A 26,869-nucleotide genomic window follows, 5' to 3' on the forward strand; every position below is an offset into this window, starting at 1 on the left:
GGCCGAGGCGGCCAGCGGCGCGGACGGCCTGGCCAGCTTCTCGCGGCCGGCGGCGGAGCCGGTCCTGGTCCTGGCCCAGTCCGGGGAGGATATTGCCCTGGTGGATCTGCGGCAGCCGGCCCTGGATCTGTCGGAATTCGCCCAGGGCGCCCGGCCGGGCCTCTCGCCGGAGATCTTCATCTACGGCCCCCGGGACATCTTCCGGCCGGGCGAGACCCTGGAGGTGGCGGCCCTGATCCGGGACGCCGACGCCAGGGGCCTGCCGGCCATGCCGCTGGCCGCCGAGATCCAGCAGCCGGACGGCAGCCGCACGGGCCATTTCGTCTGGCAGGGGGATGCCGCCGGCTTCTACCGGCACGCCTGGGCCATCCCCCAATCGGCGCCGCTGGGCACCTGGCAGCTGCGCGTGACCGGGCCGGACGGTCAGGTGCGCCAGTACCGCTTCCGGGTGGAGGATTTTCTGCCCGAGCGCCTGCGGCTGGAGCTGGCTGCCCCGGCCGGCCGGCCGGCCATCGCCGATGCCAGCCAGGACCTCGCCCTGGCCATCCAGGGCGACTATCTCTACGGGGCGCCGGCCGCTGGCAACCGCCTGAGCCTCACCGTCAAGGTGCAGGCCGACCGGGAGCCCCTGGCCCAGGAGCTGCCCGGCTTCGAATTCGGCAACCTCCGGGAGGAGATCCGCATCGAAGAGGACGCTGGGGAGGCCTTCCTCGACCCGGCCGGGCATCTGGCCTGGAGCACCCCGTCCCGGTGGGCCCGGGTGGCCTCGCCGGCAGTGGTCAAGGTGGAGGCCAGCCTCTTCGACCAGGGCGGCCGGCCGGTGAACCGGCTCTTCTTGCAGCGAATCTGGCCCCATGACGCCGCCATCGGCGTGCGTCCCGCCTCCTTTGCCAGGGACCAGCCGGCACCGGCCGGATCGTTGGCGGAATTCGAGGTTCTGCGGGCCAGCCGCGTTGGCGAGCTGGTGGCCGGCACCGTGGACCTGCGGCTGGTGGCCGAGCAGCGCAGCCATTTCTGGACCCGCACCGCCCGCGGCTGGGAGCTGGGCTATACCGCCAAGGAGTACACGGTCCATGCTGGCACCGTGGTCCTCGCTGCCGGCGACAAGGCCCGGGTCAGCGTGCCGGTGGAAAGCGGCTTCTATCGCCTGGAGCTCCTTGACCAGGCCACCGGCGGCATCACCAGCTGCCGGTTCCAGGCCGGGGAGTCCTACTGGTACGACGAGACGAAGCCGGAGGTTGCAGCTGCCCCCCGGCCGGATCAGGTGCTGCTCCAGCTCAACCAGGCCCGCTACCAGGAGGGCGAGACCGCCAAGGTGCGGATCACCCCGCCCTTCGACGCCGAGGTGCTGCTGGCCGTGGAGGCGGACCGGCGGCTGTGGTCCCAGCGCCTGAACGTGCCGGCCGCCGGCATCGAGGTGGGCATCCCCATCGACCCGGTCTGGGCCCGCCACGATCTCTATGTCACGGCCCTGGCGTTGCGACCGGCGGCGGCCGGCGAGGCGCTCGGTCCCGGCCGGGCCCTGGGGCTGCTGCATCTGCCCCTGGACCGCAGCGACCGCCATCTGGAGGTCAGCCTGACCGCCCCGCCCAGGGCCCGGCCCAGCCAGCCGCACACGGTCAGAATCCAGGTCCAGCGGCCGCCGGCGGGCAAGAAGGCCTGGGTGACCCTGGCGGCGGTGGACGAAGGGGTGCTGGCCCTCACCCGGTTTGCGACCCCGGACGCCTTTGCCTGGTTCTTCGCCCCCCGGCGCTTCCATCCCGACCTCAAGGACCTCTACCACCGGATCATCGAGAACCGGGATGGCCAGGTGGGCGCTCTGCGCTTCGGCGGCGACGAGCCGTTGAGCCTCACCGGCAAGCAGCCGGACGAGGGTGTGGAGATCCTCTCCCGCTTTCTGGGCCCGGTGGAGCTGGATGCCAGCGGTCAAGCGGAGATCACCTTCGATCTGCCGGACTTCAATGGCACCATGCGGCTCATGGCCCTGGCCTACACCGACGACGCTTACGGCGCCGCCGACCAGGAGGTGACGGTGGCGGCGCCCCTGGTGGCCGAGCTGGCCGCGTCCCGCTTCCTGGCCGGCGGCGACCAGTCCCGGCTGACCCTGGCCCTGCAGAACCTCAGCGGCCGTCCCCAGAGCCTGGCCGTGCACCTGACCGTGGGACCGCCCCTGGCCGGCGCTGCCCCTGACCAGGCCCTGACCCTGGCGGCCATGGAAAAGCGGGTCCTGGTCTTTCCGGTGCAGGCGGAGACCACGTTCGCCAAGGCGGACATCGACCTGACGGTCGAAGGCCTGCGCCTGGCCGAGGAGGAGGCGCCGGTCGCCTTCCACCGCCACTGGTCCCTGCCGGTACGACCCGCCTATCCGGCACAGACCAGACGGGGCGTTGCCCGGCTGGCAGCCGGTGACACCTTTGTCAGTTCCCCTGGCCTCATCCAGGGCCTGGCGCCGGCCAGCCTGGAGGCGCGACTCTTCCTGAGCCCCCAGCCGCCCCTGGACCTGGCCCAGCACCTGCGGGAGCTTCTTGGCTACCCCTACGGCTGCCTGGAGCAGACGACCAGCGCTGCCTTGACCCTGGCCCTCGCCACCCCGGAGGCCCTGGCGGCCCTGGGTCTTGCGGAGGAGGCCCTGACCACCCAGGAGCGGGCGGACCGCATCCGCGCCGCTCTCGATCGCCTGAGCACCATGCAGAAGCACCATGGCGGCTTCGTCCTCTGGGAGGCCAGCGGTCCGGAGGAGCACTGGCTCACCGCCTATGCGGCCGACTTCCTGGTCACGGCCCGGGAGGCGGGCTTTGCCGTGGACGAGCGCCTGCTGGCCCGGACCGTGGAGCGGCTGGGCTTCTATCTGCGCAGCCAGGGGGCCCTGGCCGAGGAGCGGTGGAGCGACGAGCCCCGGCACTTCACCCTGGCCTACAAGGCCTATGCCGGCTACGTGCTCTCCCGCCTGAACCGGGCCCGTCTGGCGGATCTGCGCAGTCTTTTTGACCTGGGGCGCCAGGAGGCCAAGAGCCCCCTGCCCCTGGTGCACCTGGGGCTGGCTCTCCGGCGCCAGGGGGATCATCCCCGGGGCGAGGAGGCCCTGGCGCAGGCCCTGGCCATGAGCGCCGACTGGGGCCGGCAGCCCTTCTATGGCGACTATGGCTCGCCGATCCGGGACCAGGCGCAGCTTCTGGCCCTGCTCTTCCAGGAGGGCCGGTGGCCGGCGGACGGCGTTGATCGTCTGTTCGCCCTGGCCAGCGAGCTGGGCGCCAAGCCGTATCTGAGCACCCAGGAGCGCCAGGCTCTCTTCCTCCTGGGCACGGCCCTGGCGGCCTACCCGGGGGCGGCCTGGCAGGGGGAGCTGCGCCTGGCTGGCGCAAGCCAACCCCTGGCCGGTGGCCAGCGCGGCCGGCGGCTGGGAGCCGCCGAGGCGGCCGCTGGCCTGGAATTCGCCCTGGCCAGCGGCGGTCCGGTCTTCCTGCAGTACACGGTGAGCGGCTATCCGTCGGCAGCCGAGCCGCCGGAGGCCAGCGACCGGCTTGCCATCAGCCGCACCCTCCGGGACCGCTCCGGGGCCGTCATCACCGGCAACCGCTTCCGGGCCGGCGATCTGGTGCTGGTGGATCTGGCGGTGTCCAACCGGTACAGCCGGGTGCCGGATCTCCTGGTGGTCGATCTTCTGGCCGCCGGCTTCGAGCTGGAGAGCCAGAGCCTGGAGGCCAGCATCAAGCTGGACGATATCCTGGTGGAGGGTGAGACGGTGGCCGCGCATCTGGCGGGCCAGCCCTTGAAGATGGAGGAATTCCGGGCCGATCGTTATGTGGCGGCCCTGGACCTGCCCGGCTACCGGACCGCCGCCCGCCATCTCTTCTACCTGATGCGGGCCGTGACCCCGGGCCGCTACCGCCTGCCGCAGCCGGCCTGCGAGGACATGTACCGGCCAGGCCTCCGGGCCACCGGCGCCAGCGGCCACGAGTGGCTGGAGATCCTGGGCCGGGATGAGGCGGCGCCTGTGCCGGCCGACCTGCCGGCGATCGGCTGGGTACCCCGGGCTCCAGAGTTGGTTGTCTCTGACAGAAGGGAACATACTCCTTAAAAAGTCAACCAATCAGGAGTATGCTCCTTGTATGGCCATCATCAAGCGGTTCTTGCATATCGACCTGCCGGCCGGCCAGTCCGCCTTTCTGTGGGGGCCGCGCAAGACCGGCAAGACGACCTACCTCAGCCAGGCCTTCCCGGACAGCGTGGTCTTCGACTTCCTGAAGACCGATCTGTTCCTGGCGATGGCCAAGCATCCAGCCCTGCTCCGGGAGCGGCTCCTGGCCATGGATGCCCGGCGGTTGGCCAAGCCGGTCATCCTCGACGAGGTGCAGAAGGTGCCCCAGGTGCTGGACGAGGTGCACTGGCTGATCGAGAACAGGGGGCTTCGTTTTATCCTTTGCGGCTCCAGTGCCCGCAAGCTCAGGCGGGGGCAGGCCAATCGCCGGGGGGGGCGGGCGTGGCGGTATGAGATGTTCCCCCTGGTCTGGGCCGAGTTGGACCAGCCGGATCTCTTGACCATCCTCAACCGCGGCCTCATCCCCGCCCATTACGGCCAGGCGGATTACGCGCGGTCGCTCACCGCCTTTGTCGAAGACTATCTCAAGGAGGAGGTCTTCGCCGAGGGGCTGACCCGGAACGTGCCGGCCTTTTCCCGCTTCCTGGATGCCGCCGGCTGGTCCCACGGCGAGCTGATCAACTACGCCAACATCGCCCGCGACTGCGGCGTTGATGCCAAGACGGTTCGCGAGTACTACCAGATCCTGGCGGACACCCTGCTCGGCAGTCTTGTTGAGCCGTTCAAGAAGCGTCAGAGCCGGCAGGTGATCGGCCGCGCTCCCAAGTTCTTCCTCTTCGATGTGGGGGTGGCCGGAAGCCTCAGCCGGCGCCGCATTGCTGAGGAAAAAGGGGAGCAGTTCGGCCGGGCCTTCGAGCACTTCATCTTCATGGAGCTGGCCGCCCACCGCTCCTATTCCGCGCTCCACTATCCGATCCAGTTCTGGCGCACCAAATCCGGACTCGAGGTCGATTTTGTCCTGGCTGACGGTGAGGTGGTCATCGAGGTCAAGGGAGCGGCGCGGCTGGACCACCGGGAGCTGCGGCCGCTCCTGGCCTTTTGCGAAGAGCATGCGCCACGGCTGGCGCTGGTGGTCTGCAACGAGCCCGAGGAGCGGCTGGTTGGCCGCATCCGCATCCTGCCCTGGCGTCTCTTCCTCCAGCAGTTGTGGGCCGGAGCCATCATCCATTGACGTTGAGCGGACGTCCTGGCCGGCGGCGCTGGCCGCGGCTGGCCCTGGCCGCCATCCTTGTCCTGGCGCCCTGGGTCAGCTTCCTGGCCGCGGACCGGCTCTGGCCGGTGCCGCTGCCAGGGGCGGCCGGTTATGCCCGGCTGGTGCTGGCCGCGGACGGCCAGCCCCTGCGGGCCTTTGCCGACCCCCAGGGGGTCTGGCGCTATCCCGTGCCGGTGCCGGCGGTCTCCCCCTTGTACCGGCGCTTCCTCCTCGCCTATGAGGACCGCTGGTTTCTTGCCCACCCCGGGGTGAACCCCCTGGCGCTGGCCCGGGCGGCCGGCCAGGCGCTGCGCCATGGCCGCATCGTCTCCGGCGGTTCCACCCTCACCATGCAGGTGGCCCGCATCCTCGACCCTCATCCCAGGACGGTGGCCGGCAAGCTCCGGCAGATCTTCCGCGCCCTGCAGCTGGAATGGCACCTGGACAAGGAGGGGATCCTGGCCCTCTACCTCAACCACGCCCCCTTCGGCGGCACGGTGGCAGGGGTGGCTGCCGCCTGCCACACCTATCTCGGCAAAGGGCCCAAACAGCTGACCGTGGCCGAGGCGGCGCTCCTGGCAGCGCTTCCCCAAGCCCCGTCCCGGCTGCGGCCGGACCGCCACCCCGGGGCGGCCCAGGCGGCCCGGGACAAGGTCCTCGCCCGCCTCGCCGCCCAGGGGCTGCTTGCGGACCAGGAACGGCGGGCGGCCATGGCCGAGCGGGTGGTGGCGGCAGCCTTTCCCCAGCCGCAGGCCGCCCCCCTCCTGGCCGAGCGCCTGGCGGCCCGGGCCCGGCCGGAGGCGCCGGTGCGGAGCGCCATCGATGCGGCGCTGCAGGGAGACCTCGAGGCCCTGGTGGCGGACACCGTTGGCCGTCTGCCCCCGGGGGTGTCGGCAGCGGTGCTGGTGGTGGACAACGATACCCTCCTGGCCCGGGCCTACCTGGGCTCCTCCCACTACGGCAGCCGCCAGCGCGCCGGCTTCGTCGACATGGTGCAGGCGGTGCGCTCCCCGGGCTCGACCTTGAAGCCCTTTCTCTATGGCCTGGCCCTGGACGAGGGCCTGATCCACGCCGAGTCCCTGCTGGCCGATGCGCCCCGGCTTTTTGGCCCATACCGGCCGGCCAATTTCGGCGACACCTTTTCCGGCCCGGTGAGCGTGCGGGAGGCCCTGCAGCGCTCCCTCAACCTGCCGGCAGTGCAGGTGCTGGAGGCCTATGGCCCGGACCGCTTTGCCGACCGTCTGGAAGAGGCGGGCCTCACCTTGACCTTTCCGGCGGGTGGCGGCCCGGACCTGCCCATGATCCTGGGCGGGGTGGGGGTACGGCTGGCGGAGCTGGTGGGCGCCTACACCGCCCTGGCCATGGACGGCCTGGCCGGCAAGGTGCGCCTCGCCGCCGGCGAGCCCCTGGCCCGGCGCCGGCTCTTGAGCCCTGGCGCGGCCTTCATCATCCGCCAGATCCTCCTGGAGAGCCCGGCTCCGGACCGCCTGGCCGGGGAGCGCTGGCGGCCGGGCCCGGTGCGGCTCGCCTGGAAGACCGGCACCAGCTATGGCTTCCGGGATGCGTGGGCGGTGGGCGTGGCGCCCCGCCACACCATCGGCGTCTGGCTGGGCCGGCCGGATGGCACCCCGGTGCTCGGCCAGTACGGCCTGGCCTCGGCAGCGCCCCTTCTCTTTGCCATCGCCCGGCGGCTGCCGGACGAGGGTGCCCTCTTCCCCCCCCAGCCGGCCAGCGTCCAGACGAGGACGATCTGCTGGCCCCTGGGGCAGGAGGCGGCAGCCGGCCAGGAGGAGCTGTGCCCGGTGCGGCGCCCCGCCCTCATCCTGGCCGGCCAGATCCCGCCCACCCTGGGCCTGCCGGCAGGGATGAGCGACCTGGAGCCGAGCCCTTTGTCCATCCTGACCAGCGAGACGACCGGCCTGCGGGTGGGGGCCGATTGCGGCCACGGCCCCCGCCGGCCTTGGCAGATTGCCCTCTGGCCCCGGCCGCTGGAGCCGTGGCTGGCCGCCAACCAGCGGCGCCAGGCCCTGGTGCCGGCCTGGGACCCGGCCTGCGCCGGCCAGGCCCGCCCGGAGCCGATCCGCATCACGAGCCTGGGTGACGGCCAGATCATCCGCCCGGCTGGCCGCGCCGCCCCCCAACCCGAGCTGAGCCTCCAGAGCCTGGGCGGCCGGGGTCGCCTCTTCTGGCTCATCGACGGCCAGCTCCGCTTCGAGACCGCAGCCGGTGAGCCCCCGCCCCGCTCTTGCCTGGCCCCGGGCCGGCACCAGATCACGGTCATCGATGAGACCGGCGCCAGCGACCGGGTGGACATCTTCGTGCAGGAGCCGGGCCAGCCGTCGTAGGCCGGCGCCAGCCCGGGGGCGGTTGGTTTTCGGGGACCCATCTGGTATCATGGGCCGACCGCCGGCCACTGGCTTGGCCCGCGGGGCTGGGAAGCAGGCCACGCGCGGTGGCGGCTCGCCCGGCAGCCGGGATCACCACGAGACGGGCAAACGGCCGGCCGGCCGGGCCGAGGAGGAGTGTATGTCCCGCAGGGGGCTGGTGGGCGGGCTGGTAACGTTCGTGCTGCTGGCCGGGCTGGGGTCAGGCATGGCGGTGGAAGGGCGCAAGGCCGCAGACCTGGTCACGGACGGCCAGGCCATCGATACCGGGCAGGCCCGGTACCGGACGCTCTTTGCGGAGCTGGCCAGCGAGCATGGCTTTGCCCAGGAGGAGCTGGGGCGGCTTTTTGCCGGCCTCACCATCCGGAAAAGGGTGCTGGAGCTCATGGACACCCAGTGGGAGGCCAAGCCCTACCACATCTACCGGCCCCGGCTGGTCAACGATGCGGTCATCGAGGAAGGGCGCCAGATGCTGGAGCGGCACCGCCAGCTTCTGGATCGGGTGGAGGAAGCCTTTCATGTGGAGCGGCAGGTGCTGGTCGCGATCTGGGGCGTGGAGACCCGGTATGGCCGCAACGAGGGGGCCTTCGACGTCTTCCAGACCCTGAACACCCTGTTTGCCGCCTACCCCCGCCGCAGCGAGTTCTACCGCAAGGAGCTCATTGACTTTCTTGTCCTGTGCCGGGACAACGGCATCGATCCCCGGGGCATCCAGGGCTCGTACGGCGGCGCCTTTGGCCAGACCCAGTTCATCCCCTCCAGCTTCCGGACCTATGCGGTGGATTTCAACGGCGATGGCCGCCGGGATGTCTGGCGGTCGCCGGAAGACGTTCTGGCCAGCATCGCCAACTACCTGAGCCGGGCCGGCTGGCATTTCGGAGCGCCGCTCTTCTGGGAGCTGGGCGAAGAGCTCAAGGATGCTCGTCTGGAAGAGGCCTACCGGCGGGGGCGGGCGGGGCTGGTGCCCTGGCGGACGGTGCAGGCGGCACAGGCGGTGGGGATGCCGGCGCCCCCTGGCGAGGCTCAGCTGACCGTGGTCGGCCTGGAGCTGGCGGGCGGCGGCATGCGCTACGTGGCCGGCTATCCCAACTTCCAGGCCATCACCGCCTGGAACCATTCCAACCGCTACGCCATGGTGGTCAGCGAGCTGGCGGCGCTGCTGGTGGCCTCCCCCTGAGGGGGCTACTTCTTGCGGCGGTCAACCCCGCTGCGCCGCTCCACCCGGGTGGAAAGGGTGACGACGATGGCGTCTTCGGCGGATTGCCGCCGGTCCTTGCCGGATTTGCGCCGTTCCCGCTTCGGCAGCTTGGGGATGACCTTGAGCTTCTCGCCGCGGTCGACGGATGGGATGATCTCCCGGATGTTGATGTCCATGTTGGTCCTCCCTGGCTTGGCTGATCCCTGGGACCTCGGGCGGCGCCCGCAGAAGGCGTGCCGCGCCAGTGCTCCCTATCGAATGCATCGGCTTTCTCGGCGGGCGGCTTGAGCCTTTTCGCGCCCCTGCGACCGACGTCCCGGCAGGACTCGTTCGATGAACGACCGTACCACACGCCTTCATACCTGTCCATGGCGGTGATGGGGTTGCAGCAGCGGCTGGGAGGGGGACGGCTCATCGTTGGGCTGGCGCTGGCCGGGGCGCTGCTCCTGGCGCCGCCGCCGGCAGCAGCCGGCCCGGCGCTGGCGGATGATGCCGACCCCGGCCCGCTGGTCCCGGCCATCCACCGCAGCCTGAGCTACCTGGCCCGCCTGCCCCCGGACCGCTTTCTCGCCTTCGGCGATGTCTGGGTCGCGCCCTCCTGGCTGACCGAGACCCTTCTGACCCTTCTGGCCGTGCTTCGTCTGTCTCCCACGCCCCAGGACCTGGCGATGCGGCTGGCGGAAAACTTCGACGCCCTGCCGGCTGCGGGCGAAAGCGCCCTGGTCACCGCCTATTTCGAGCCGGTCTATGAGGGCCGCCTGGCCCCGGATGCGCCCTTCCTGCATCCCCTGCACCGCCGGCCTCCGGACCTTGTTCCCTGCCCGCAGCCGGCTGACGCCAGCTGTCTGCGTTTCGGCCGCTACCAGGGTGACCGCTTCGTGCCCCACTTCAGCCGCGCCGAGATCACGGCTGGCGCCCTGGCCAGCCGGGAGCTGGTCTATCTGGCCGATCCCGTGGACGCCTTCGTGCTGGCCATCCAGGGCTCCGGCCGCATCCGCCTGGCGGATGGCAGCGTGCGGCCGGTCCACTATCAGGCCACCAACGGGCATCCCTACCGGAGCATCGGCCGGGTGCTGATCGAGCGCGGGCTTCTCTCCCGGGAGGAGGCAACCCTGCCGGGCATCCGCCGCTTCCTGGCTGCTCATCCCGACCAGTGCGCCGGGATCCTCAACGAGAACCCATCCTATGTCTTTTTCGACTGGGCCGCGGATGGCCCGGCCGGCAGCCTGGGGGAGATCCTCACCCCTGGCCGCTCGGTGGCCACCGACGCCCGGTTCTTTCCCCGCGGTGCGCCAGGCTGGCTGGCCACCAGCCAGCCCCTCCTGGACGAGCGCGGTCAGCTGGCCGGCTTTGTCCCCCTGGCGCGGCTGGTGCTGAGCCAGGATACGGGCGGCGCCATCCAGGGCCCGGGCCGGGTGGATCTGTTCTGGGGAAGCGGGGCCGATGCCGAGGCGGCGGCGGGCCTGATGCGCCAGCCCGGCACCCTCTTTCTCCTGCTCAAGAAGGGCCGCGACTAGGAGGCAGCCGTGAAGCGAGCCGAGATCGACTACTGGATCAGCTGCATGCTGGAGACCTTTGGCAATGTCTCCGACCTCAACGTCACCGTGGGCAAGCCCCTGCAGGTGGAGACCTCCGGCCAGCTGACCGCCGTGCCGGTGGAGCCGCCAGTGGCGGCCCTCACCCCCTTCCAGGCGGAGGTCTTTGCCTTGAACCTCGTGGGCGGCGACTCCCGGCTGCTCACCGATCTGGTCCGCCGGGGCTCCTGTGACCTGTCCTACTGGCTGGGCAAGAAGGCCCGTTTCCGGGTGAACATCTTCTCCCAGCGGGGCCATCTGTCCACGGTGCTCCGGAAGCTGGAGACCCGGATCCCCACCCTGGACAGCCTCAATCTGCCGCCGGTCTTCCGGAAGATGGCCCAGGAGAAAAACGGCCTGGTGCTGGTCACCGGTGCCACCGGCTCCGGCAAGTCTACAACCCTGGCGGCGCTTCTGGCCGAGATCAACGAGGTCAAATCGGTGCACGTCGTCACCCTCGAGGATCCCATCGAGTTCGTCCACCCCCACAAGAGGGCGACCTTCAACCAGCGGGAGCTGGGCAACGACTACGATTCCTTTGCCTCCGGGCTGCGGGCCGCCCTGCGCCAGGCGCCCAAGGTGATCCTGGTGGGCGAGATGCGGGACCGGGAGACCATGGAGATCGGCCTGTCCGCCGCCGAGACCGGCCATCTCGTGGTGAGCACCCTGCATACCGTGGATGCCGGCCAGACCATCAACCGCATCCTGGGCATGTTCGAGCAGGAGGAGCAGCCGCAGATCCGCCACCGCCTGGCGGACACCGTGCGCTGGATCGTCTGCCAGCGCCTTCTGCCCAAGGAAGGCGGCGGCCGGGTGGCGGCCCTGGAGATCATGGGCATGAACCTCCGGGTCAACGACGTCATCCTCAATGGCGAGACCGAGGGCAAGACCTTCTACGATATCATCGAGCAGGGCTCGGCCCTGGGCATGCAGACCTTCGACCAGCACATCGTGGCCCTGTTCGAGGAAGGCCGCATCAGCCAGGATACAGCCATGGGCTACTGTTCCCGCCGCAATGTCGTCAACCGGGCCATCGACCGCCTCAAGGCCTCCCGGGGCGAAGCGACTACCGTCATCGAGGGCCTGGCCATGGAAGGCGGTTGACAGAAGGCCCTTCACAGAAGGATGGAGCGACCCATGCTGGAACGATGCCCCAACTGCAGCAAGGAGCTGAAGCTCAACGAGGCCCAGCTGGCCAAGATCCGTGACGCCCTGGCCCGTCTGTCCCCGGGGCAGACCCTCAAGCTGGGCTGCCCCCTGTGCCACCGGGCCATCGTCCTGGGGCCGGACGGCCAGCCGGTGTCGGCGGTGGAGCCCTGCCGGGAGCCGGAGCCGGCGCCGCCATCACCGGCCGCCGCACAGGCGGCTCCGGCCCAGGAGCGCCCCCGGCCACCGGCGCCTCCCGACCTGGGCTGGCTGGCTGGCCAGGGACTCATGGACCAGGAGACGGTGGAGGATATTCCCCGGGCCCTGGTCCTGGCCCCTCCCGGGCCGACCCAGGAGCGGTGCACCTCGACGTTGGAGGAGCTGGGCTACCAGGTCGAGGCGCCGGATTCCTCCGCCGCGGCCCTGGAGCGGATGCGCTTTGCCCGATTCGAGGCGGTGCTGCTCCACACCGGCCTGGATGGCGTTTCCCTGGCCGACAATCCCCTGCACAGCTTCATGGCCGAGCTGGCCATGGACCGCCGGCGCCACATCCTCTATGTCCTGGTGGGGCCGGCCTTCCACACCCTGTATGACCTGGAGGCCCTGGCCATGAGCGCCAACGTAGTGGTGAACGAGGCCCACTTGGACCGGCTGGGGATTGTGCTCCGTAAAGCGATCGCCGATGCCGAGGCCTTGTTCGGACCGTACATCCTGCTGCTCAAGCAGCACGGCAAGAAGTAGCCGCTGCCACCTGCCGGCCCTGGCGGTGGGGCAGGCGGCAGCGAGCTGGGGGGCGGCCTGGCCAGGAGTGCCGGCCAGGGTGAATCGGACAATCAGATGGATGATGACGGGGGAGGAGACGACCATGGGATGGCGCTGGCTGGTGGTGACGGCAATGGCGGTGTCGCTGGTGGGCTGCGGCGACCGGGCGGCCCGGCAGGATCGGGCGCAGGCGGTGGAGAAGACCTTCCGTGCCTTCTACGAGGCCTATGCCCAGGGGGATCTGGCCGCCATGGGCCAGGTCTGGTCCGCTGAGCCCTACGTGCGCTGCCAGCACCCCTCGGGACCGCTCCTGGTGGGATCCCAGGCCGTGCAGCAGGGCTGGCAGGCGGCGCTGGCCGGGGTCGGCCCCCGCACCATCGAGCCGCACCAGCCGCAGTTCCAGATCGGCATCGACATGGCCTGGGTGGCGGCCAAGTATACGGTCCGCAGCCGCCGTGCCGACGGCCAGGAAGAGATCGCCTATCTGTGGGGCATCGACATCTTCGAAGAGAAGCGGCCCGGCGTCTGGAAGATCGTCTACCACCAGGCGGTCTGGGAAACCCTCTAGGGGACAGCCATGACCTTCGACCTCGGCCCGCTGGGCGCCGGCTTCCTGGCTGGCGGGGTGGTGGGGGCGCTGGTCATCTTCTGGCACAGCCGCTGGCGGGTGCAGGCCGGCGAGCGGGCCTGGGCGGCCCAGCTGGCGGCAGCCCAGCAAGCCGGCAGCGAGGCCGCAGCCGAGGTCGGCCGGCTGCGGGCCGAGGTGCAGGCCCAGGCCCTGGCCTGCGCCAAGGCCGAGGAGAAGGCCGGGCGTCTGCCGCATCTCGAGGCCCTGCTGGCGGCCCGGCAGGAGGAGATCGCCTGCCGGCAGGAGGAGGCAGCACGCCTCCAGGCCCGGGCGGCCGGGCTGGCCGCCAGCCTGGCTGCGGAACGGGAGAAGCAGGCGGAGAAGCTGGCCCTGCTGCAGGAGGCCCAGGCGCGGCTGGCCGATCAGTTCCAGTCCCTGGCCGCCGCGGCCTTGAGGGCCAACAACGCCTCGTTCCTGGAGCTGGCGGCCACCCGCTTCCAGGGCCTGCAGGCCGCGGCGCAGGGGGATCTCGATGGCCGGCGCCAGGCCATCGGCGAGCTGGTACGGCCGGTGCAGGAGACCTTGGCCCGGGTGGACGAGCGGCTGCGGGAGATCGAGCAGACCCGGGTGGCGGCCCAGGCCAGCCTGGAGACCCAGATCCGTACCCTGCAGGCGGTGCAGCAGGGGGTGGAGAAGGAGACCGCCAACCTGGTCAAGGCCCTGCGCGCGCCTTCGGTGCGGGGCCGTTGGGGGGAGATGCAGCTGCGGCGGGTGGTGGAGGTGGCCGGCCTGCTCGACCACTGCGACTTCGTGGAGCAGAAGGCGGTGGGGGCCGATGGCCGGCTGCGGCCGGACATGGTGGTCCGCCTGCCCAACGGCCGCTCGGTGGTGGTGGATGCCAAGGTGCCCCTGGCCGCCTATCTGGACGCGGTGGAGGCCACCGACGAGGAGCGACGCCGGCAGCTGTTGAGCGCCCATGCCCGGCAGGTGCGGCAGCACCTGGAGCGCCTGGCTTCCAAGGCCTACTGGGAGCAGTTCCCCCAGGCACCGGAGCTGGCGGTCCTGTTCCTGCCCGGTGAAACCTTCTTCTCCGCCGCCCTGGAGCAGGATCCCAGCCTCATCGAGGCTGGTGCCAGCCAGCAGGTGATCCTGGCCACCCCCACCACCCTCATCGCCCTCTTGCGGGCAGTGGCCTTCGGCTGGCGCCAGGAGCAGCTGGCGGCCCATGCCCAGGCGATCAGCGACCTGGGTCGTACCCTCTACGACCGGCTTCTCACCCTGGCCGGCCACTTCCAGCGGTTGCACAAAGGCCTGGAGCAGGCGGTGCGGGCCCACAACGACGCGGTGGGCTCCCTGGAGGGCCGGGTGCTGGTGGCGGCCCGCCGCTTCCGGGAGATGGGTGTCGGCCGCCAGGAGGAGCTGCCCGTCCTGGCCCCGGTGGAGACACCGCTGCGCCGGCTGGCGCCACCGGAGCACGAGGCCTGATCGACCCTTCCCCGACCGCCGCGCCTCTACTTGCTCTTCATATCCCACACCCCGTCCCAGTCCGCCGGCGGCGGCTGGGCGAGGAAGAGACGGCAGCGGTCGGCATACATGCGGCTGAGGCCGTCCTGCGGGCAGCGGCTCAAGGCGTCTTCGAAGAGCTTCAGGCCGGTTGGCCACTCCCGGCTCCGGTAGTGCGCCAGGCCCTGGTGGTAGATCTCCAGCACCTGGTCCAGACAGGGGAAGGATTCCTGGTCGTGGTGGTCCAGGATCTCATAGACCGCCACCGGCCGGGTCTTGCCCTTGACCCGCATCAGATCCACCTCGCGGCTGCGGTAGGGGCGCACCAGCTGGCCGTGCGTGAAGGCGCTGATGAGGATGCTGGTGCCGTAATACTTGTTGGCCCCCTCCAGGCGGGAGGCCAGATTGACGCCGTCGCCCACCACGGTGTAGTCCATGCGCTTGAGGCTGCCGATGTTGCCGGACAGCACCTCGCCGGTGTTGATGCCGACACCGATGCGGATCGGTGGCTGGCGGCTGGCGGCCCGGCGGCGGTTGAGCTCCCGCAGGGCGCGCAGCTGCTCGATGGCGGCCTGCACGGCGTTGTCCGGATCCTGGCCGGTGGCGAACGGGGCGCCGAACACCGCCAGCATGGCGTCGCCGATGTACTTGTCCAGGATGCCGTGGTGGCTGAAGACGATGTCCACCATGAGGGTGAAATACTCGTTGAGCATGGACACCGTCTCGGCCGGGCCCAGGCCCTCCGCCAGGGTGGTGAAGCCGCGGATGTCCGAGAACAGGATGGTGGCCTCGGAGAGCTGGCCGCCCAGAATGGCCTCGCCGCCCTCCATGAGCTTGTCCGCCACCTCCTTGGTCATGTAGCGGGCCATGGTGGACTTGAGACGCTTTTCGGTGGTGATGTCCTCCAGAAGGAGCAGCACCGAGCCGCTGCCTTCCTGGCCGGTGCCTCGGAGGGGCACCACCGTGAGGTTCGCGGAGATCGGCTTGCCGTCGGCCAGGTCCAGCTCGGTGTCGAAGCTCATGTCCGACTCCCCCTGGGCCAGGACCTTGGCCACCCGTTCCAGCACCCAGCTGTTCCGGCCGGCAAACCAGGCGGCGGCCGGCTGCCCGGTCAGCTGGGCCGGGGTGGTCCTGAGGATGCGGGCGGCGGCGCTGTTGGCCTTGACGATCTGACCTCCGGCGTCCAGGGTGATGACGCCGTTGCTCATGCTCTCCAGGATGCCTTCGTTGTAGTTCTTCATGGCCAGGACGTCATCGAAGAGCTTGGCGTTCTCGATGGCGATGGAGGCCTGGGCCGCGAAGGCCCGCAGGCGGCGCTCGTCGACGCCGGTGAAAGGACCGCCCTTCTTGTTGAGGGACTGGATGACGCCTACCGGCTTGCCCTCCTTGGTAGCCACCGGCACGCAGAGGATGTTCCTGGTCCGGTAGCCGGTCTTGCGGTCCACCTCCGGGTTGAAGCGCTGATCGCTGTACGCATCGGCGATGTTGACCGAGACGCCGGTGGTGAAGACCTCGCCGGCGATGCCCCGGTCGGCGGGGATGCGGATCTCCCGGGTCTCGGAGAGCTGGGCCACCAGGGACCACAGCTGGTGGCGGCGCTCGTCGTACATGAACAAGGTGCTCCGCTCGGCCTGCAGGATGTCGGTGGCGGTCTGCATGATCTTGAGAAGCAGAGGCTGGAGCTTGAGCTCGGTGGAGATGGCGGTGGTGACCTCCAGGAGCCGGCTCTCCTCCTCCTTGGCCCTCTGGATCTCCTGGAAGAGCTGGGCGTTGTGCAAGGCGCTGCCGGCCTGGGCCGACAGGGCCTCCAGGAGGGTGAGGTCGTCGGAGGTGAACGGCCCGTGCACCTTGTTGAGGACCTGGATGACCCCGACCACCTGGCCGGTCTTGGTGCGCAACGGCGCGCAGAGGATGTTCCTGGTGACAAAGCCGGTCTGGCGGTCCACCTCCTGGTTGAAACGGGGGTCGGCGTAGGCGTCGTCGATGATCACCGCGGTGCCGGTATGGAAGACCGAGCCGGCGATGCCCAGGTCGCCAGGGAAGCGGATCTCCTCTACCTGGCCGCCCTGGGCCACCCGGGAGAACAGCTCGCCGGTCTCCTTGTCGTAGAGGAAGAGGGTGCTGCGCTCGGCCCCCAGGGTCTCGTTGACCATGGCGATCATCGCGCCCAGAAGATCGTCCAGGGAGAGGCTTTCCGACAGGCAGCTGGAGATGTTCAGGAAGGAGGCGATCTTCTCCAGGATGTCCGAGACCTTGTCCAGGAAGGTCTCGTTGCCCCGGGCGGACAGCGAGCAGAGCATGCTGCGGATGTCGGCCTGGCGCAGCCGGTGGCGGGTGATGTGGCTGACGATGTCGAGGCCGGTGTCGAAGACATAGCCGGTCTCCTGCATGGACAGGGCGTGGACCAGGGCCTTTTTGTCCAGGAACATCTCGGTGAGGATCTCGCCGAGCCGGCGCCGTTTACCCTCAGCCAGCTGGATGGCCAGGGCCCGCTGGATGTCCTCGTCCTTGACATAGCCGAGCCGCATGAGGATTTCGCCGATCCGGTTCGCCATCGCCTCTCCTCAGAACGCGTCTTGGCCGGGGCGTTCCTGCTTCTGCCTCCCCCGGCGGCTCTGTTACCGGCGGCAACGGGCAGGGCGAGAACAAAAAAGGGGTTGCGGACGACCTGCCCGCAACCCCTTTTCCCGGATCCTGGTGCCGGAGGTCGGGATCGAACCGACATGGGCTTGCGCCCGCGGGATTTTGAGTCCCGTGCGTCTACCAGTTTCACCACTCCGGCTTCCTGTCTTGGCAGGACGACTGGTCGCCAAGTTACCGGCCGCCAAGGCTGCCTGTCAAGGACGTTCCGCGCCGGACGGCGGGCAGGGGGCAAGAAAAAGGCCGGGCCGCCCCGGAGGGCGACCCGGCCTGGGAGAGGCTGGCTGGGCGAGGACCGGCCGGTCAGCCCTGGCGCCGCCAGCGGCGCAGGCCAGCCAGGCCGGCCAGGCCACTGGCCAGGAGGGGCAGGGCGGCCGGGAGCGGCACCGGCGCCGGGCCGTACTCGATGTTGTCCACCCCCCAGCGGCCGTCGCCGGAGGAATCCAGGCGCAGAGCGACGATGGCCGGCTGATCGTTGCGGTAGAGCCCGAAGAACTCGGCGCTGTTGCCGCTGCCACCCGTGGTCTCCAGGCTGAAGGTGGCCGAGGAGCCACCGGAGAAGAAGGCCACGCCGCTGGTTCCGGCGTGGTCGATATCCATGAAGGCGACATAGTCCACCGGCTGGGCGGAGAAATCGAGCCACAGATAGGCGGCCTCGTCGTGGGTGGCGGCGAAGACGCCCACCGGGTTGGAGCCGTTGATCGACCCGGCGCCGGAACGGATGATCACGGCCGGGCTGGGGTTGGGGCCGGTGTTGCTGTTGTCCAGCAGGACCAGGCCACCGGGGAACAGACCGCTCACCCCGTGGACGTTGTCGCCGTTGGCAAAGCCGGTCTCGAAGTCCACCAGATAGTCCGGGCTGCTGATGCCGGCCGCCGTGAGCCAACTGGCCCGGGTGGTGGCGTTATTGGCCGGGGTGGTGCTGTTGAAGGTCAGCATCGCCGCCTCGGCGCCGGCGCCAGCCAGCAGCGCCGGCGCCAGGGCCACCCCAAGAAACAGGCTCTTCTTCCACGTGTTCATCCCTCGTTCTCCTCGCTGATGGTCGTGTTGGCCGGGTAGCCCCGCCGCCGGACGCCGGCGAGCGCGGCCAGGCCGCTGGCCAGAAGCCAGATGGCGCCAGGAATCGGCACCGGCCGGTTGATGATGGCGCCGCCGCCGAAGAGAGAGCCTTCGCCGGCCATCACCTCGTGCAGCTGTCCACCCAGGTAGGTGTACATGGACAGGCCGTTGAGATTGAGGGTGGTGCCGGCCATGACCAGGAGCTGATCCACGTACACCGCCTCGGGTGAGGAGCGGTTGCCGTTGTCCACCCGGTCGGCCAGATAGGCATAGGTGCCGGCGCCGCTCAAGGTAAGGTGGGGCAGGTCGAAGTTGCTGGCGAAGCCGGCAGCGCTCAGGCCCAGATCGGCGCCGCCGATCTCCAGGGACTGGCGGCCCACCCCCTCACCGGACAGGAGCAGGGTGGAGGAGAGCCCCCAGTTCCAGGACCCCTCGTCCGTGGACAGGAAGCGGAAATCGTTGCTGAGATCCAGGGTCTGGTTGTTGGCCACAAACAGGCTGCCCGAGGCGGCCAGGCTCAGGGTGCCGGCCTGGGCGGAGGTGTTGAGGCGCAGGGTGCTGCCGTCGGCGGCGGCCAGCTGGCCGGTGCCGGTGATGCTGCCATGGACTTGCAGGGTGCCACCACCCTGGGCGCGGATGGTGCCCCGATTTTCGACCGCCGCGGTGATCTGGCCATTGCCCCGGATGGTGTGCAAGGTGTCGTTGACAAAGGAGCCGTTGACGGCGGAAAGGGTGGTGTTGGCGCCGTTCAAAGCCACCTCGCCGTTGCCGGTGAAGGTGGCGACGGCGCCATTGGCCTGGAGATGGGTGGTGGAGCCGGTGCTGTCCACGGCGATGGTGGCCCGGTTGGTGACGACCGGCGCGGCACCGGCGTGGTCCTTGAGATAGAGGGTTCGGCTGTTCTGCACGGTGAGCTGGCTGCCGGTGTCCAGGAGGGCTGGTCCCTGCAGGGTGCTGTTGCTGGTGACCGCCAGGTTGCCGGCCAGGCGGTCCGGGCTGGCCAGGGTGGCGCCGTTCATCTGGATGCCGCCGCCAGCAGCGTCGAGAGTGCCGCCAGTGACGGTGGTACCCTGGAGCTTCAGGGTGTTGCCGGAGCCGGCAGTGGTCATGGTGCCAGGGTTGGTGACCGCCCCGGTCACGGTCATGGTGCCGCCCTCGGCTCGGATCACGCCGCGGTTCTCTACAGGAGCGGTGATCTGGCCATTGCCCCGGATGGTGTGCAAGGTGTCGTTGACAAAGGAGCCGTTGACGGCAGAGAGGGTGGCGTTGGTGCCGTTCAAGGCCACCTCGCCGTTGCCGGTGAGGGTGGCGACGGCGCCATTGGCCTGGAGATGGGTGGTGGAGCCGGTGCTGTCCACGGCGATGGTGGCCCGGTTGGTGACGACCGGCGCGGCGCCGGCGTGGTCCTTGAGATAGAGGGCTCGGCTGTTCTCCACGGTGAGCTGGCTGCCGGTGTCCAGGAGGGCGGGTCCCTGCAGGGTGCTGTTGCTGGTGACCGCCAGGCTGCCGGCCAGGCGGTCCGGGACGGCCACGGTGGCGTTCGCCATCTGGATGCCGCCGCCAGCGGCGTCGAGAGTACCGCCGGTGACGGTGGCACCCTGGAGCTTCAGGGTGCTGCCGGCGCCGGCAGTGGTCATGGTGCCAAGGTTGGTGACCGCCCCGCTTACGGTCATGGTGCCGTCCTCGGCCCGGATCACGCCGCGGTTCTCCACGGGAGCGGTGATCTGGCCATTGCCCCGGATGGTGTGCAAGGTGTCGTTGACAAAGGAGCCGTTGACGGCAGAAAGGGTGGCGCTGGCTCCGTTCAAAGCCACCTCGCCGTTGCCGGTGAGGGTGGCGACGGCGCCACTGGCCTGGACATGGGTGGTGGAGCCGGTGCTGTCCACGGCGATGGTGGCCCGGTTGGTGACGACCGGTGCGGCACCGGCGTGGTCCTTGAGATAGAGGGCTCGGCTGTTCTGGACGGTCATTTGGCTGCCGGTGTCCAGGAGGGCTGGTCCCTGCAGGGTGCTGTTGCTGGTGACCGCCAGGTTGCCGGCCAGGCGGTCCGGGACGGCCACGGTGGCATTCGCCAACTGGATGCTACCGCCAGCGGCGTCCAGAGTGCCGCCAGTGACAGTGGCACCCTCGAGCTTCAGGGTGTTGCCGGCGCCGGCAGTGGTCATGGTGCTGGTGTTGGTGACCACTCCGTTTACGGTCATGGCGCCGCCTTCAGCCCGGATCAGGCCGCGGTTTTCGACGGGAGCGGTGATCCGGCCATTGCCCCGGATGGTGTGCAAGGTGTCGTTGACAAAGGAGCCGTTGACGGCCGACAGGGTGGCGTTGGCTCCCTCCAGGGTCACCTGGCCGTTGCCGGTGAGGGTGGCGACGGCGCCACTGGCCTGGAGATGGGTGGTGGAGCCGGTGCTGGCGAGGCGGATCGTGCCATCGTTGGCCACGGTCATGGCATCGACACTCTCCTCCTGGAGGAAGAGGACACGGCTGTTGGCCACTTGAACCTCGTTGTCAGGGCCGATCGTCAACCGCTCCACCGAGGCGTTGAGGGGGACGACCACCGTGGCGCCGCTGGTGATCGTCGCCTGGTCGTCCGGGCCGTCGGGGATCTCACCCCCGGACCAGTTTTCCTCCACATGCCAATTGCCGCTGGATCCTCCGACCCAGGTGGCGATGGTGGCCGCCTGGGCCGGGGGACCGACCAGCAGCGCCAGAGTAAGGCTCAGTGCTCCCGGCCGATACCGTTTCTTCATCGTCTTGCCCTCCCTCCCGACTTCGTTCACCGTCTTGTGCTGCCGCTCCTTTTTTCCTGCAGGTGATGCCGCTGCAAAAGATATGCCGGGAGCAATTGCCGGCCGACTGCTGCCCAAATCGCTTGGCGGCCAAAGGATTCCGGCCGCAGCCGCCAGGGGCTCCCCCCGGCGCGCGTGCGGATCTGCGGAGAGGTTGTCGTGATTTCCGGAATGGCTCCGGAAAGGCGGAGGGGTGGGTGTCCGGCAGTGCGGGCGGTTGCGTCCGGGGCAGTGGGTGGTAAAGTACCGGCGGCCGGTCCGATCGAGGCCTGGCCAGGAGCGCCCATGGAGACCCGCCTGCATCTGGAGATGCTGCCGCAGCCGGATGATGCCACCTGCGGCCCCACCTGCCTGCATGCCCTGTACCGCTACTACGGGGATCCGGTGCCTCTGGCCCAGGTCATTGCCGAGGTGCCGAGTCTGGCCACCGGCGGCACCATCGCCGTGTTCCTGGCCTGCCACGCCCTCAAGCGGGGCTACCAGGCCAGGATCTTCACCTACAACCTGCACATGTTCGACCCCACCTGGTTTGTGCCCGGCGGGCCAGGGCTCGCCCGGCAGCTGGCGGCCCAGGCAACAGCCAGGAGCGAGCCCCGGCTGACCCAGGCCACCGGCGCCTATCTGGAGTTCCTGTCCCTGGGGGGCGAACTGCGCTTCGAGGACCTGACCGCGGCCCTGGTGCGCCACTATCTGAAGCGCGGGGTGCCGATCCTCACCGGCCTGTCCGCCACCTACCTGTACCGGTCGGTGCGGGAGGTGCCCGGCAGCGGCCAGGACTCCGATGTGGCCGGCGAGCCGGCCGGCCATTTCGTGGTGCTGTGCGGCTACGATGCCGACCAGCGGGCCGTGCTGGTGGCCGACCCCTTCCTGCCCAACCCGGTGAGCGGCCGCCAGGTCTACCTGGTGGGCATCGAGCGGGTCCTGGGGGCGATCCTTCTGGGCATCCTCACCCACGACGCCAACTTCCTGGTCATCCAACCGAAAGCCCATGCCAACCCTCATCGTCGTCAATGAGCCCAGGGACTGGCCGCTGGCCATCGAAGGCGCGGAGGTGGTGGCGGCCCGGAGCTATCTGACCGACCCGGCTTACGCCGAGCTCAGGAACGCCCGGGTCTTCAACCTCTGCCGTTCCTACCGCTACCAGACCGCCGGCTACTATGTGTCGCTCCTGGCCGCGGCCCGGGGTCACAAGCCCCAGCCGGACATCACCACCGTTCAGGACCTCAAGTCCCAGACCATGGTGCGCTTCGCCTCCGAGGATCTGGAGGAGGAGATCCAGACCGGCCTGGGCTGCTCCACCGGGACAGAGCGGGAGGTCATCATCATCTTCGGCCATCATCCGGACAAGCGGCTGGAGACGCTCAGCAGCCAGCTCTTCAAGCTCTTCCAGGCGCCGTTCCTCAAGGCCGAGTTCCAGCGGGATCCCCGGGCCTGCCGCTGGCATCTGACCAACATCAACGCCGTGGCCGCCAGCGAGATCCCGGTCGAGCACTGGGAGTTTGCGGTGGCGGTGGCCCGGGACTACTTCTCCGGCCGCCGCCGGCTGGTGCGGCGGCGGGCCAGCTCCCGCTTCGATCTGGCCATCCTGCACGATCCGGCGGAGCGGGAGCCGCCTTCCAACCACCGGGCCATCCAGCGCTTCACCAGGGCGGCCGAGCTGTTGGGGCTGGCGGTGGAGTCCATCCGCAAGGAGGACTATGGCCGGCTGGCCGAGTTCGACGCCCTGTTCATCCGGGAGACCACCAGCGTCAACCACCATACCTACCGCTTCGCCCGGCGCGCCGCTGCCGAGGGCCTGGTGGTGGTGGACGATCCGGAGTCGATCCTGAAGTGCACCAACAAGGTCTTCCTGGCCGAAGTCCTCACCCGCCACAAGGTGCCGGTGCCCCGCACCCTCATCGTCCACCGGGACAACGCCGAGGCCATCGTCCCCGAGCTGGGTCTGCCCTGCGTGCTCAAGAAGCCGGACAGCTCCTTCTCCCAGGGGGTGGTGAAGGTGGAGTCGGCCGCGGACCTCGGCCAGCTGGTGCCCAGACTCCTGGACAAGTCCGACCTCATCATCGCCCAGGAGTTCGTGCCCACCCCCTTCGACTGGCGGGTGGGGATCTTCGACCGCCAGCCGCTTTACGTCTGCAAGTACTTCATGGCCAAGAAGCACTGGCAGATCATCAAGCGGGACAGCGCCGGCAGAAAGACTGCGGACGGCGAATCCCAGACCCTGCCGGTGGAGCACGCGCCGGGCGAGCTCATCCGCACCGCCCTCCGGGCCGCCAACCTGGTGGGCGACGGCCTGTACGGCGTCGACCTCAAGGAGCGGGACGGCCGCTTCGTGGTCATCGAGGTCAACGACAACCCCAACATCGATGCCGGCATCGAGGATGCGGCCCTCAAGGAGGAGCTGTACCTCCGGATCATGCGGGTGATGCTCCGCCGGATCGAGGCCCGGAAGCGGGGCCAGTGGAGCTGGGCATGAAGGGGCCGGGGCTTTTTGCCGGCTTCGGCCTGGAGCTGGAGTATATGCTGGTGGACGCCGGCAGCCTGGCGGTGCTGCCCAAGGTGGACCAGCTCCTGGCCGCCGCGGCCGGGGCCGAGGTCGCCGACGAGGTGGAGCGGGGGGCCTTCGCCTGGTCCAACGAGCTGGCCCTCCATGTGGTGGAGATCAAGAACCGCGAGCCGGTGCCTGAGCTGGCCGGTCTGGAAGAAGGGCTGCAGGCCGAGGTCCGGGCCCTGGCCGGCCAGGCCGCGGCCCTGGGGGGGCGCCTCCTGCCCTCGGGGATGCACCCGTGGATGGATCCGGTCCGGGAGACCAGGCTCTGGCCCCACGGCCAGCAGGAGATCTACCGGGCCTACCACCGGATCTTCGGCTGCCAGGGCCATGGCTGGGGCAACCTCCAGAGCGTGCACCTCAACCTCGCCTTCCAGGGCGACACCGAATTCGCCCGTCTCCATGCGGGGTTAAGGCTGCTGTTGCCCCTCATGCCCGCCCTGGCCGCCAGCTCCCCCTTTGTGGAAGGCCGGCCCGCCGGCCGGCTGGACAGCCGCCTGGGCTTCTACCGGGAGAACCAGCGCCGGATCCCGGCCATCATCGGCCAGGTCGTGCCGGAGCCGGTTTACTCCCAGGCGGCCTACGAAGCCGAGATCCTGGCGGCCACCTACCGGCAGATCCGGCCCTTTGATCCCGCAGGTCTCCTCCAGCACGAGTGGCTCAACTCCCGGGGGGTGATTGCCCGTTTCGAGCGCAGCGCCCTGGAGGTGCGGGTCCTGGATATCCAGGAATGCCCTCTGGCCGATGTCAGCATCGCCGTGGCCATCGTCGCGGTCCTGCGGGCCCTGGTGGCGGAGCGCTGGTCGGACTGGGCCAGCCAGGCGGCCATGCCCACCGAGTCCCTGGCCCGGCTTTTCCACCAGGCGGTGGATGAGGCAGACGGCCTGGTGATCCGGGATCGTGACTATCTGGACCTCCTGGGGTGCACCGGCACCGGCGCTGTCACCGCGGCCGAGGTCTGGGGGGAGATGCTGGCCCTCGCCGTTCCACCAGAGCCCTACCGGGGAACCGTGGCGCGGATGCTGCGCCGGGGTCCCCTGGCCCGGCGGCTTCTGAGAGCTGCAGGCCCTGAGCCAAGCCGAGCCGTCCTTGTCGACCTCTACCGGGAGCTGGCCGACTGCCTGGCGGCGGGAGAGCTCTTCCGGGCCTGACCATACCCCCTGCTATCCTTGAAAATTCGGATTGAAAGTTCGAATTTTCAAGGATAGCATGGAGCCATGCTTCCCAGGCCTGTTCCCGTCGCCGCCATCACCAGGGCTCTGGGGCGATCCCCGATCACCGCCCTCCTCGGCCCGCGCCAGTGCGGCAAGACCACCTTGGCGCGCCAGATCGCCAGTGCCCGTTCGGGGCACTACCTTGACCTGGAAGCCCCGTCGGATCGCCAGCGGCTGCAAAATCCGGAGCTTCTGCTCACCTCGATGGACGGTCTGGTCGTGCTCGACGAGGTCCAGTTGCTGCCGGAGCTGTTCAACCTGTTGCGGGTGCTGGTGGATCGTCCCGGGCATCGCAACCGCTATCTCCTGTGCGGCAGCGCCTCGCCGCAGATCGTGAAGAATGTCTCGGAAACCCTGGCCGGCCGAGTGGAGTTTGTGGATCTCGCCGGCTTCGATCTCACCGAGATTCCTCCCGGGGAGACCGAACGGCTCTGGCTGCGCGGCGGCCTGCCCCGCTCCTTTCTGGCTGCGTCCGACGAGGACAGCCTGGCCTGGCGGGAAGGGTTCATCCGCACCTTCTTGGAGCGGGACATCCCGCAGCTCGGGCTCACCATCCCGCCTGTGGCCATGCGCCGCTTCTGGACCATGCTGGCTCATCTCCACGGCCAGACGTGGAATGCCTCGGAGCTCGGGCGCTCCATGGGCATGAGCGACAAGACCGTGCGCCATTATCTCGACATCCTGTCCGGAACCTACATGGTCCGCCAGCTGCTACCATGGCACGAAAACCTCAAGAAGCGCCAAGTGAAGGCCCCCAAGGTCTATCTCCGCGATTCCGGCCTGCTGCATCGACTGTTCCATGTGGACAGCCTGCACGATCTCCTGGGGCATCCCCGGCTCGGCGCCTCCTGGGAGGGTTTTGCCCTGGAACAGGCCATGGCCATCCTCCGCCCGGATGAGGCCTACTTCTGGGGGAGTTACAGCGGCGCCGAGCTTGACCTCCTGCTGTTCAGCCGCGGCAAGCGGTTCGGCATCGAAGGCAAGTTCGACGAGGCGCCCCGGGTGAGCCGTTCCATGCACGTCGCTCTCAGCGACCTCAACCTGGAGCATCTGTGGGTGGTCTATCCAGGGGCCGAGAGCTATCCGGTTCACGAACGGATCACCGTGCTGCCCCTGGGCGCGATCAGCACGTTGGCAGACCGCCTGGAGCGATGGGGCCGGGAGCCGCCACCGCGGCCGAGGTCTGGGCACAGCTAAGCGGCCGCCCCTTCTGGCCGGTGAGCTCTTCCTCGTCTGACTGGGGACGCTCCTTCCTCGGTGCCAACCACACCGTAGCCCTTTTCCCGTTGACACCGGCTTTGGCCTTTTGCTAACCCATCCTCAAGGGGAGGGAGGCGATCATGACCACGGTTCGGAAATTCTGCCGATCGTGCCCCCGGCGCGGTGGCACTGGCCGGTCGGGGGCTGGCATACCGGTGCGGGGAAGGATGCTCTCGAAGATGAATACGGTGAATATGGAGGGATGATGATGCGCGAAAAAGGATGGATGGTCGTCTTGGCTTGCGGCATGCTCGTGCTGCCGCTGCTGTGCCCGCCGACCAGCGCGGCCTTCGAGGTGCGGGAGGGCCGTTTTCAGCTGGAACTGGTGAGTCCGACCCAGGCGCAGTGGGACCGGGATCAGAACGACGGCTTCAACAACTCCTGGTACATGTACCCGCAGCAACTGGAGGGAATGGCGCTCGATCAGGTGGCCCTGCCCTGGTGGAACGAGTGGTGGTGGAACGATCCGTACCGGATCGGGGGCAAGTGGGTGCAGATCCAGTTTGACTGGAGCCCCATCGATCCGAACATGCCCGTCCAGGTGGGCGTGACCATCAACTGGACCAACGGCGGCTGGGTGGGGCAGCAGGGACCGCCGATTCCTGGTCAGGGCTATGACGCCGAGCAGTATATCGAACGGCTGCATCCCTGGGAGCTGATGGGCAATGGCGGCCACTTCGACAGCGGCCTGTACTGGCTTCCCATCCACTACAACCCGGAATGGGTGTCGGTGGACGTGCGGGGGGGGAATGTCCTCATCGCCAACGGCCAGATCTGGCATCAGTGTGTGCCTCTACCCGGGGCGGTCTGGCTTCTGGGCTCGGGTCTCCTCGGACTGGTGGGCCTGCGCCGGCGGCTGATCAGCTGAAGAGCAGGTCTCTTCCTGCCGGCCCGCAGCCAGAGCGGGCCATGACGGCGGGCCGGATCACCATGCATCAG

General features: G+C 69.4%; 18 protein-coding genes and 1 tRNA gene. 14 read left to right on the forward strand and 5 right to left on the reverse strand.

Features of this window, described 5'->3' with window-relative positions; all coding sequences use genetic code 11:
• The 4 genes from AB1634_09115 to AB1634_09130 form a co-directional block, all read left to right on the forward strand.
• A partial coding sequence (locus tag AB1634_09115) for an alpha-2-macroglobulin (GenBank protein ID MEW6219674.1) occupies nt 1-4,078 on the forward strand: 4,078 nt, incomplete at its 5' end.
• A 31-nt stretch (nt 4,079-4,109) separates the two neighbouring features.
• Nucleotides 4,110-5,270: an AAA family ATPase gene (locus tag AB1634_09120; protein ID MEW6219675.1), complete on the forward strand. Its 1,161-nt coding sequence runs from the start codon at nt 4,110-4,112 to the stop codon at nt 5,268-5,270.
• Between the two features lie 2 nt (nt 5,271-5,272).
• On the forward strand, nt 5,273-7,636 hold the full coding sequence (pbpC, locus tag AB1634_09125; protein MEW6219676.1) for a penicillin-binding protein 1C: 2,364 nt from the start codon (nt 5,273-5,275) through the stop codon (nt 7,634-7,636).
• A gap of 181 nt (nt 7,637-7,817) precedes the next feature.
• The gene (locus AB1634_09130; GenBank protein ID MEW6219677.1) at nt 7,818-8,852 is read left to right on the forward strand and encodes a lytic murein transglycosylase; all 1,035 of its coding nucleotides are present in this window, start codon (nt 7,818-7,820) and stop codon (nt 8,850-8,852) included.
• A 5-nt stretch (nt 8,853-8,857) separates the two neighbouring features.
• On the opposite strand, the gene AB1634_09135 is transcribed toward AB1634_09130, so the two are convergent.
• Nucleotides 8,858-9,049 (reverse strand): hypothetical protein, encoded by a 192-nt coding sequence (locus AB1634_09135; GenBank protein MEW6219678.1) that lies wholly within the window; start codon nt 9,047-9,049, stop codon nt 8,858-8,860.
• A gap of 108 nt (nt 9,050-9,157) precedes the next feature.
• On the opposite strand from AB1634_09135, the gene AB1634_09140 reads away from it, so the two are divergent.
• From AB1634_09140 to AB1634_09160, 5 genes are all read left to right on the forward strand, one after another.
• Nucleotides 9,158-10,390 carry an MltA domain-containing protein gene (locus AB1634_09140; protein MEW6219679.1) on the forward strand — a complete coding sequence of 411 codons (1,233 nt, stop codon included), beginning with the start codon at nt 9,158-9,160 and terminating at the stop codon, nt 10,388-10,390.
• Between the two features lie 9 nt (nt 10,391-10,399).
• A complete protein-coding gene (locus AB1634_09145; GenBank protein MEW6219680.1) occupies nt 10,400-11,551 on the forward strand; it encodes a PilT/PilU family type 4a pilus ATPase in 1,152 nt (383 codons plus the stop codon).
• 33 nt (nt 11,552-11,584) lie between these two features.
• Nucleotides 11,585-12,334 (forward strand): hypothetical protein, encoded by a 750-nt coding sequence (locus tag AB1634_09150; GenBank protein MEW6219681.1) that lies wholly within the window; start codon nt 11,585-11,587, stop codon nt 12,332-12,334.
• Nucleotides 12,335-12,458: 124 nt separating this feature from the next.
• Complete coding sequence (locus tag AB1634_09155) at nt 12,459-12,923, forward strand: nuclear transport factor 2 family protein (GenBank protein ID MEW6219682.1); 465 nt, start codon at nt 12,459-12,461, stop codon at nt 12,921-12,923.
• A gap of 9 nt (nt 12,924-12,932) precedes the next feature.
• Entirely contained in the window at nt 12,933-14,408 is a 1,476-nt protein-coding gene (locus tag AB1634_09160) for a DNA recombination protein RmuC (GenBank protein MEW6219683.1), read from the forward strand.
• A gap of 26 nt (nt 14,409-14,434) precedes the next feature.
• On the opposite strand, the gene AB1634_09165 is transcribed toward AB1634_09160, so the two are convergent.
• From AB1634_09165 to AB1634_09180, 4 genes are all read right to left on the reverse strand, one after another.
• Complete coding sequence (locus AB1634_09165) at nt 14,435-16,981, reverse strand: GAF domain-containing protein (protein ID MEW6219684.1); 2,547 nt, start codon at nt 16,979-16,981, stop codon at nt 14,435-14,437.
• A 140-nt stretch (nt 16,982-17,121) separates the two neighbouring features.
• A tRNA-Leu gene (locus tag AB1634_09170) sits at nt 17,122-17,208 on the reverse strand.
• Between the two features lie 161 nt (nt 17,209-17,369).
• Complete coding sequence (locus tag AB1634_09175; protein ID MEW6219685.1) at nt 17,370-18,086, reverse strand: VPLPA-CTERM sorting domain-containing protein; 717 nt, start codon at nt 18,084-18,086, stop codon at nt 17,370-17,372.
• Complete coding sequence (locus tag AB1634_09180) at nt 18,083-20,872, reverse strand: hypothetical protein (protein ID MEW6219686.1); 2,790 nt, start codon at nt 20,870-20,872, stop codon at nt 18,083-18,085. Before AB1634_09180 ends, AB1634_09175 begins: the two co-directional genes overlap by 4 nt.
• A 324-nt stretch (nt 20,873-21,196) precedes the next feature.
• Here AB1634_09180 and AB1634_09185 point away from each other — a divergent pair, with 324 nt between their 5' ends.
• The 5 genes from AB1634_09185 to AB1634_09205 all read left to right on the forward strand — a co-directional run bounded on the left by AB1634_09185 (nt 21,197) and on the right by AB1634_09205 (nt 26,798).
• On the forward strand, nt 21,197-21,925 hold the full coding sequence (locus AB1634_09185) for a C39 family peptidase (GenBank protein ID MEW6219687.1): 729 nt from the start codon (nt 21,197-21,199) through the stop codon (nt 21,923-21,925).
• Nucleotides 21,900-23,384, forward strand: coding sequence for a RimK family protein (locus AB1634_09190; GenBank protein ID MEW6219688.1), 1,485 nt, complete (start codon nt 21,900-21,902; stop codon nt 23,382-23,384). The genes AB1634_09185 and AB1634_09190 overlap by 26 nt, the downstream gene beginning before the upstream one ends.
• On the forward strand, nt 23,381-24,607 hold the full coding sequence (locus AB1634_09195) for a glutamate-cysteine ligase family protein (GenBank protein MEW6219689.1): 1,227 nt from the start codon (nt 23,381-23,383) through the stop codon (nt 24,605-24,607). The genes AB1634_09190 and AB1634_09195 overlap by 4 nt, the downstream gene beginning before the upstream one ends.
• 66 nt (nt 24,608-24,673) lie before the next feature.
• A complete protein-coding gene (locus AB1634_09200) occupies nt 24,674-25,867 on the forward strand; it encodes an ATP-binding protein (GenBank protein ID MEW6219690.1) in 1,194 nt (397 codons plus the stop codon).
• 289 nt (nt 25,868-26,156) lie between these two features.
• Complete coding sequence (locus AB1634_09205) at nt 26,157-26,798, forward strand: hypothetical protein (GenBank protein ID MEW6219691.1); 642 nt, start codon at nt 26,157-26,159, stop codon at nt 26,796-26,798.
• Nucleotides 26,799-26,869 lie beyond the last annotated feature (71 nt).

Source organism: Thermodesulfobacteriota bacterium, from assembly GCA_040755095.1.
Classification (GTDB): domain Bacteria; phylum Desulfobacterota; class Desulfobulbia; order Desulfobulbales; family JBFMBH01; genus JBFMBH01.

What these genes read in the sequence shown, in the direction of transcription:
- AB1634_09120 (MEW6219675.1), top strand. Translation starts at nt 4,110, where the DNA reads ATGGCCATCATCAAGCGGTTCTTGCATATCGACCTGCCGGCCGGCCAG.
- AB1634_09130 (MEW6219677.1), top strand. Translation starts at nt 7,818, where the DNA reads ATGTCCCGCAGGGGGCTGGTGGGCGGGCTGGTAACGTTCGTGCTGCTG.
- AB1634_09135 (MEW6219678.1), bottom strand. Translation starts at nt 9,049, where the DNA reads ATGGACATCAACATCCGGGAGATCATCCCATCCGTCGACCGCGGCGAG.
- AB1634_09150 (MEW6219681.1), top strand. Translation starts at nt 11,585, where the DNA reads ATGCTGGAACGATGCCCCAACTGCAGCAAGGAGCTGAAGCTCAACGAG.
- AB1634_09155 (MEW6219682.1), top strand. Translation starts at nt 12,459, where the DNA reads ATGGGATGGCGCTGGCTGGTGGTGACGGCAATGGCGGTGTCGCTGGTG.
- AB1634_09160 (MEW6219683.1), top strand. Translation starts at nt 12,933, where the DNA reads ATGACCTTCGACCTCGGCCCGCTGGGCGCCGGCTTCCTGGCTGGCGGG.
- AB1634_09165 (MEW6219684.1), bottom strand. Translation starts at nt 16,981, where the DNA reads ATGGCGAACCGGATCGGCGAAATCCTCATGCGGCTCGGCTATGTCAAG.
- AB1634_09175 (MEW6219685.1), bottom strand. Translation starts at nt 18,086, where the DNA reads ATGAACACGTGGAAGAAGAGCCTGTTTCTTGGGGTGGCCCTGGCGCCG.
- AB1634_09180 (MEW6219686.1), bottom strand. Translation starts at nt 20,872, where the DNA reads ATGAAGAAACGGTATCGGCCGGGAGCACTGAGCCTTACTCTGGCGCTG.
- AB1634_09185 (MEW6219687.1), top strand. Translation starts at nt 21,197, where the DNA reads ATGGAGACCCGCCTGCATCTGGAGATGCTGCCGCAGCCGGATGATGCC.
- AB1634_09190 (MEW6219688.1), top strand. Translation starts at nt 21,900, where the DNA reads ATGCCAACCCTCATCGTCGTCAATGAGCCCAGGGACTGGCCGCTGGCC.
- AB1634_09195 (MEW6219689.1), top strand. Translation starts at nt 23,381, where the DNA reads ATGAAGGGGCCGGGGCTTTTTGCCGGCTTCGGCCTGGAGCTGGAGTAT.
- AB1634_09200 (MEW6219690.1), top strand. Translation starts at nt 24,674, where the DNA reads ATGCTTCCCAGGCCTGTTCCCGTCGCCGCCATCACCAGGGCTCTGGGG.
- AB1634_09205 (MEW6219691.1), top strand. Translation starts at nt 26,157, where the DNA reads ATGGTCGTCTTGGCTTGCGGCATGCTCGTGCTGCCGCTGCTGTGCCCG.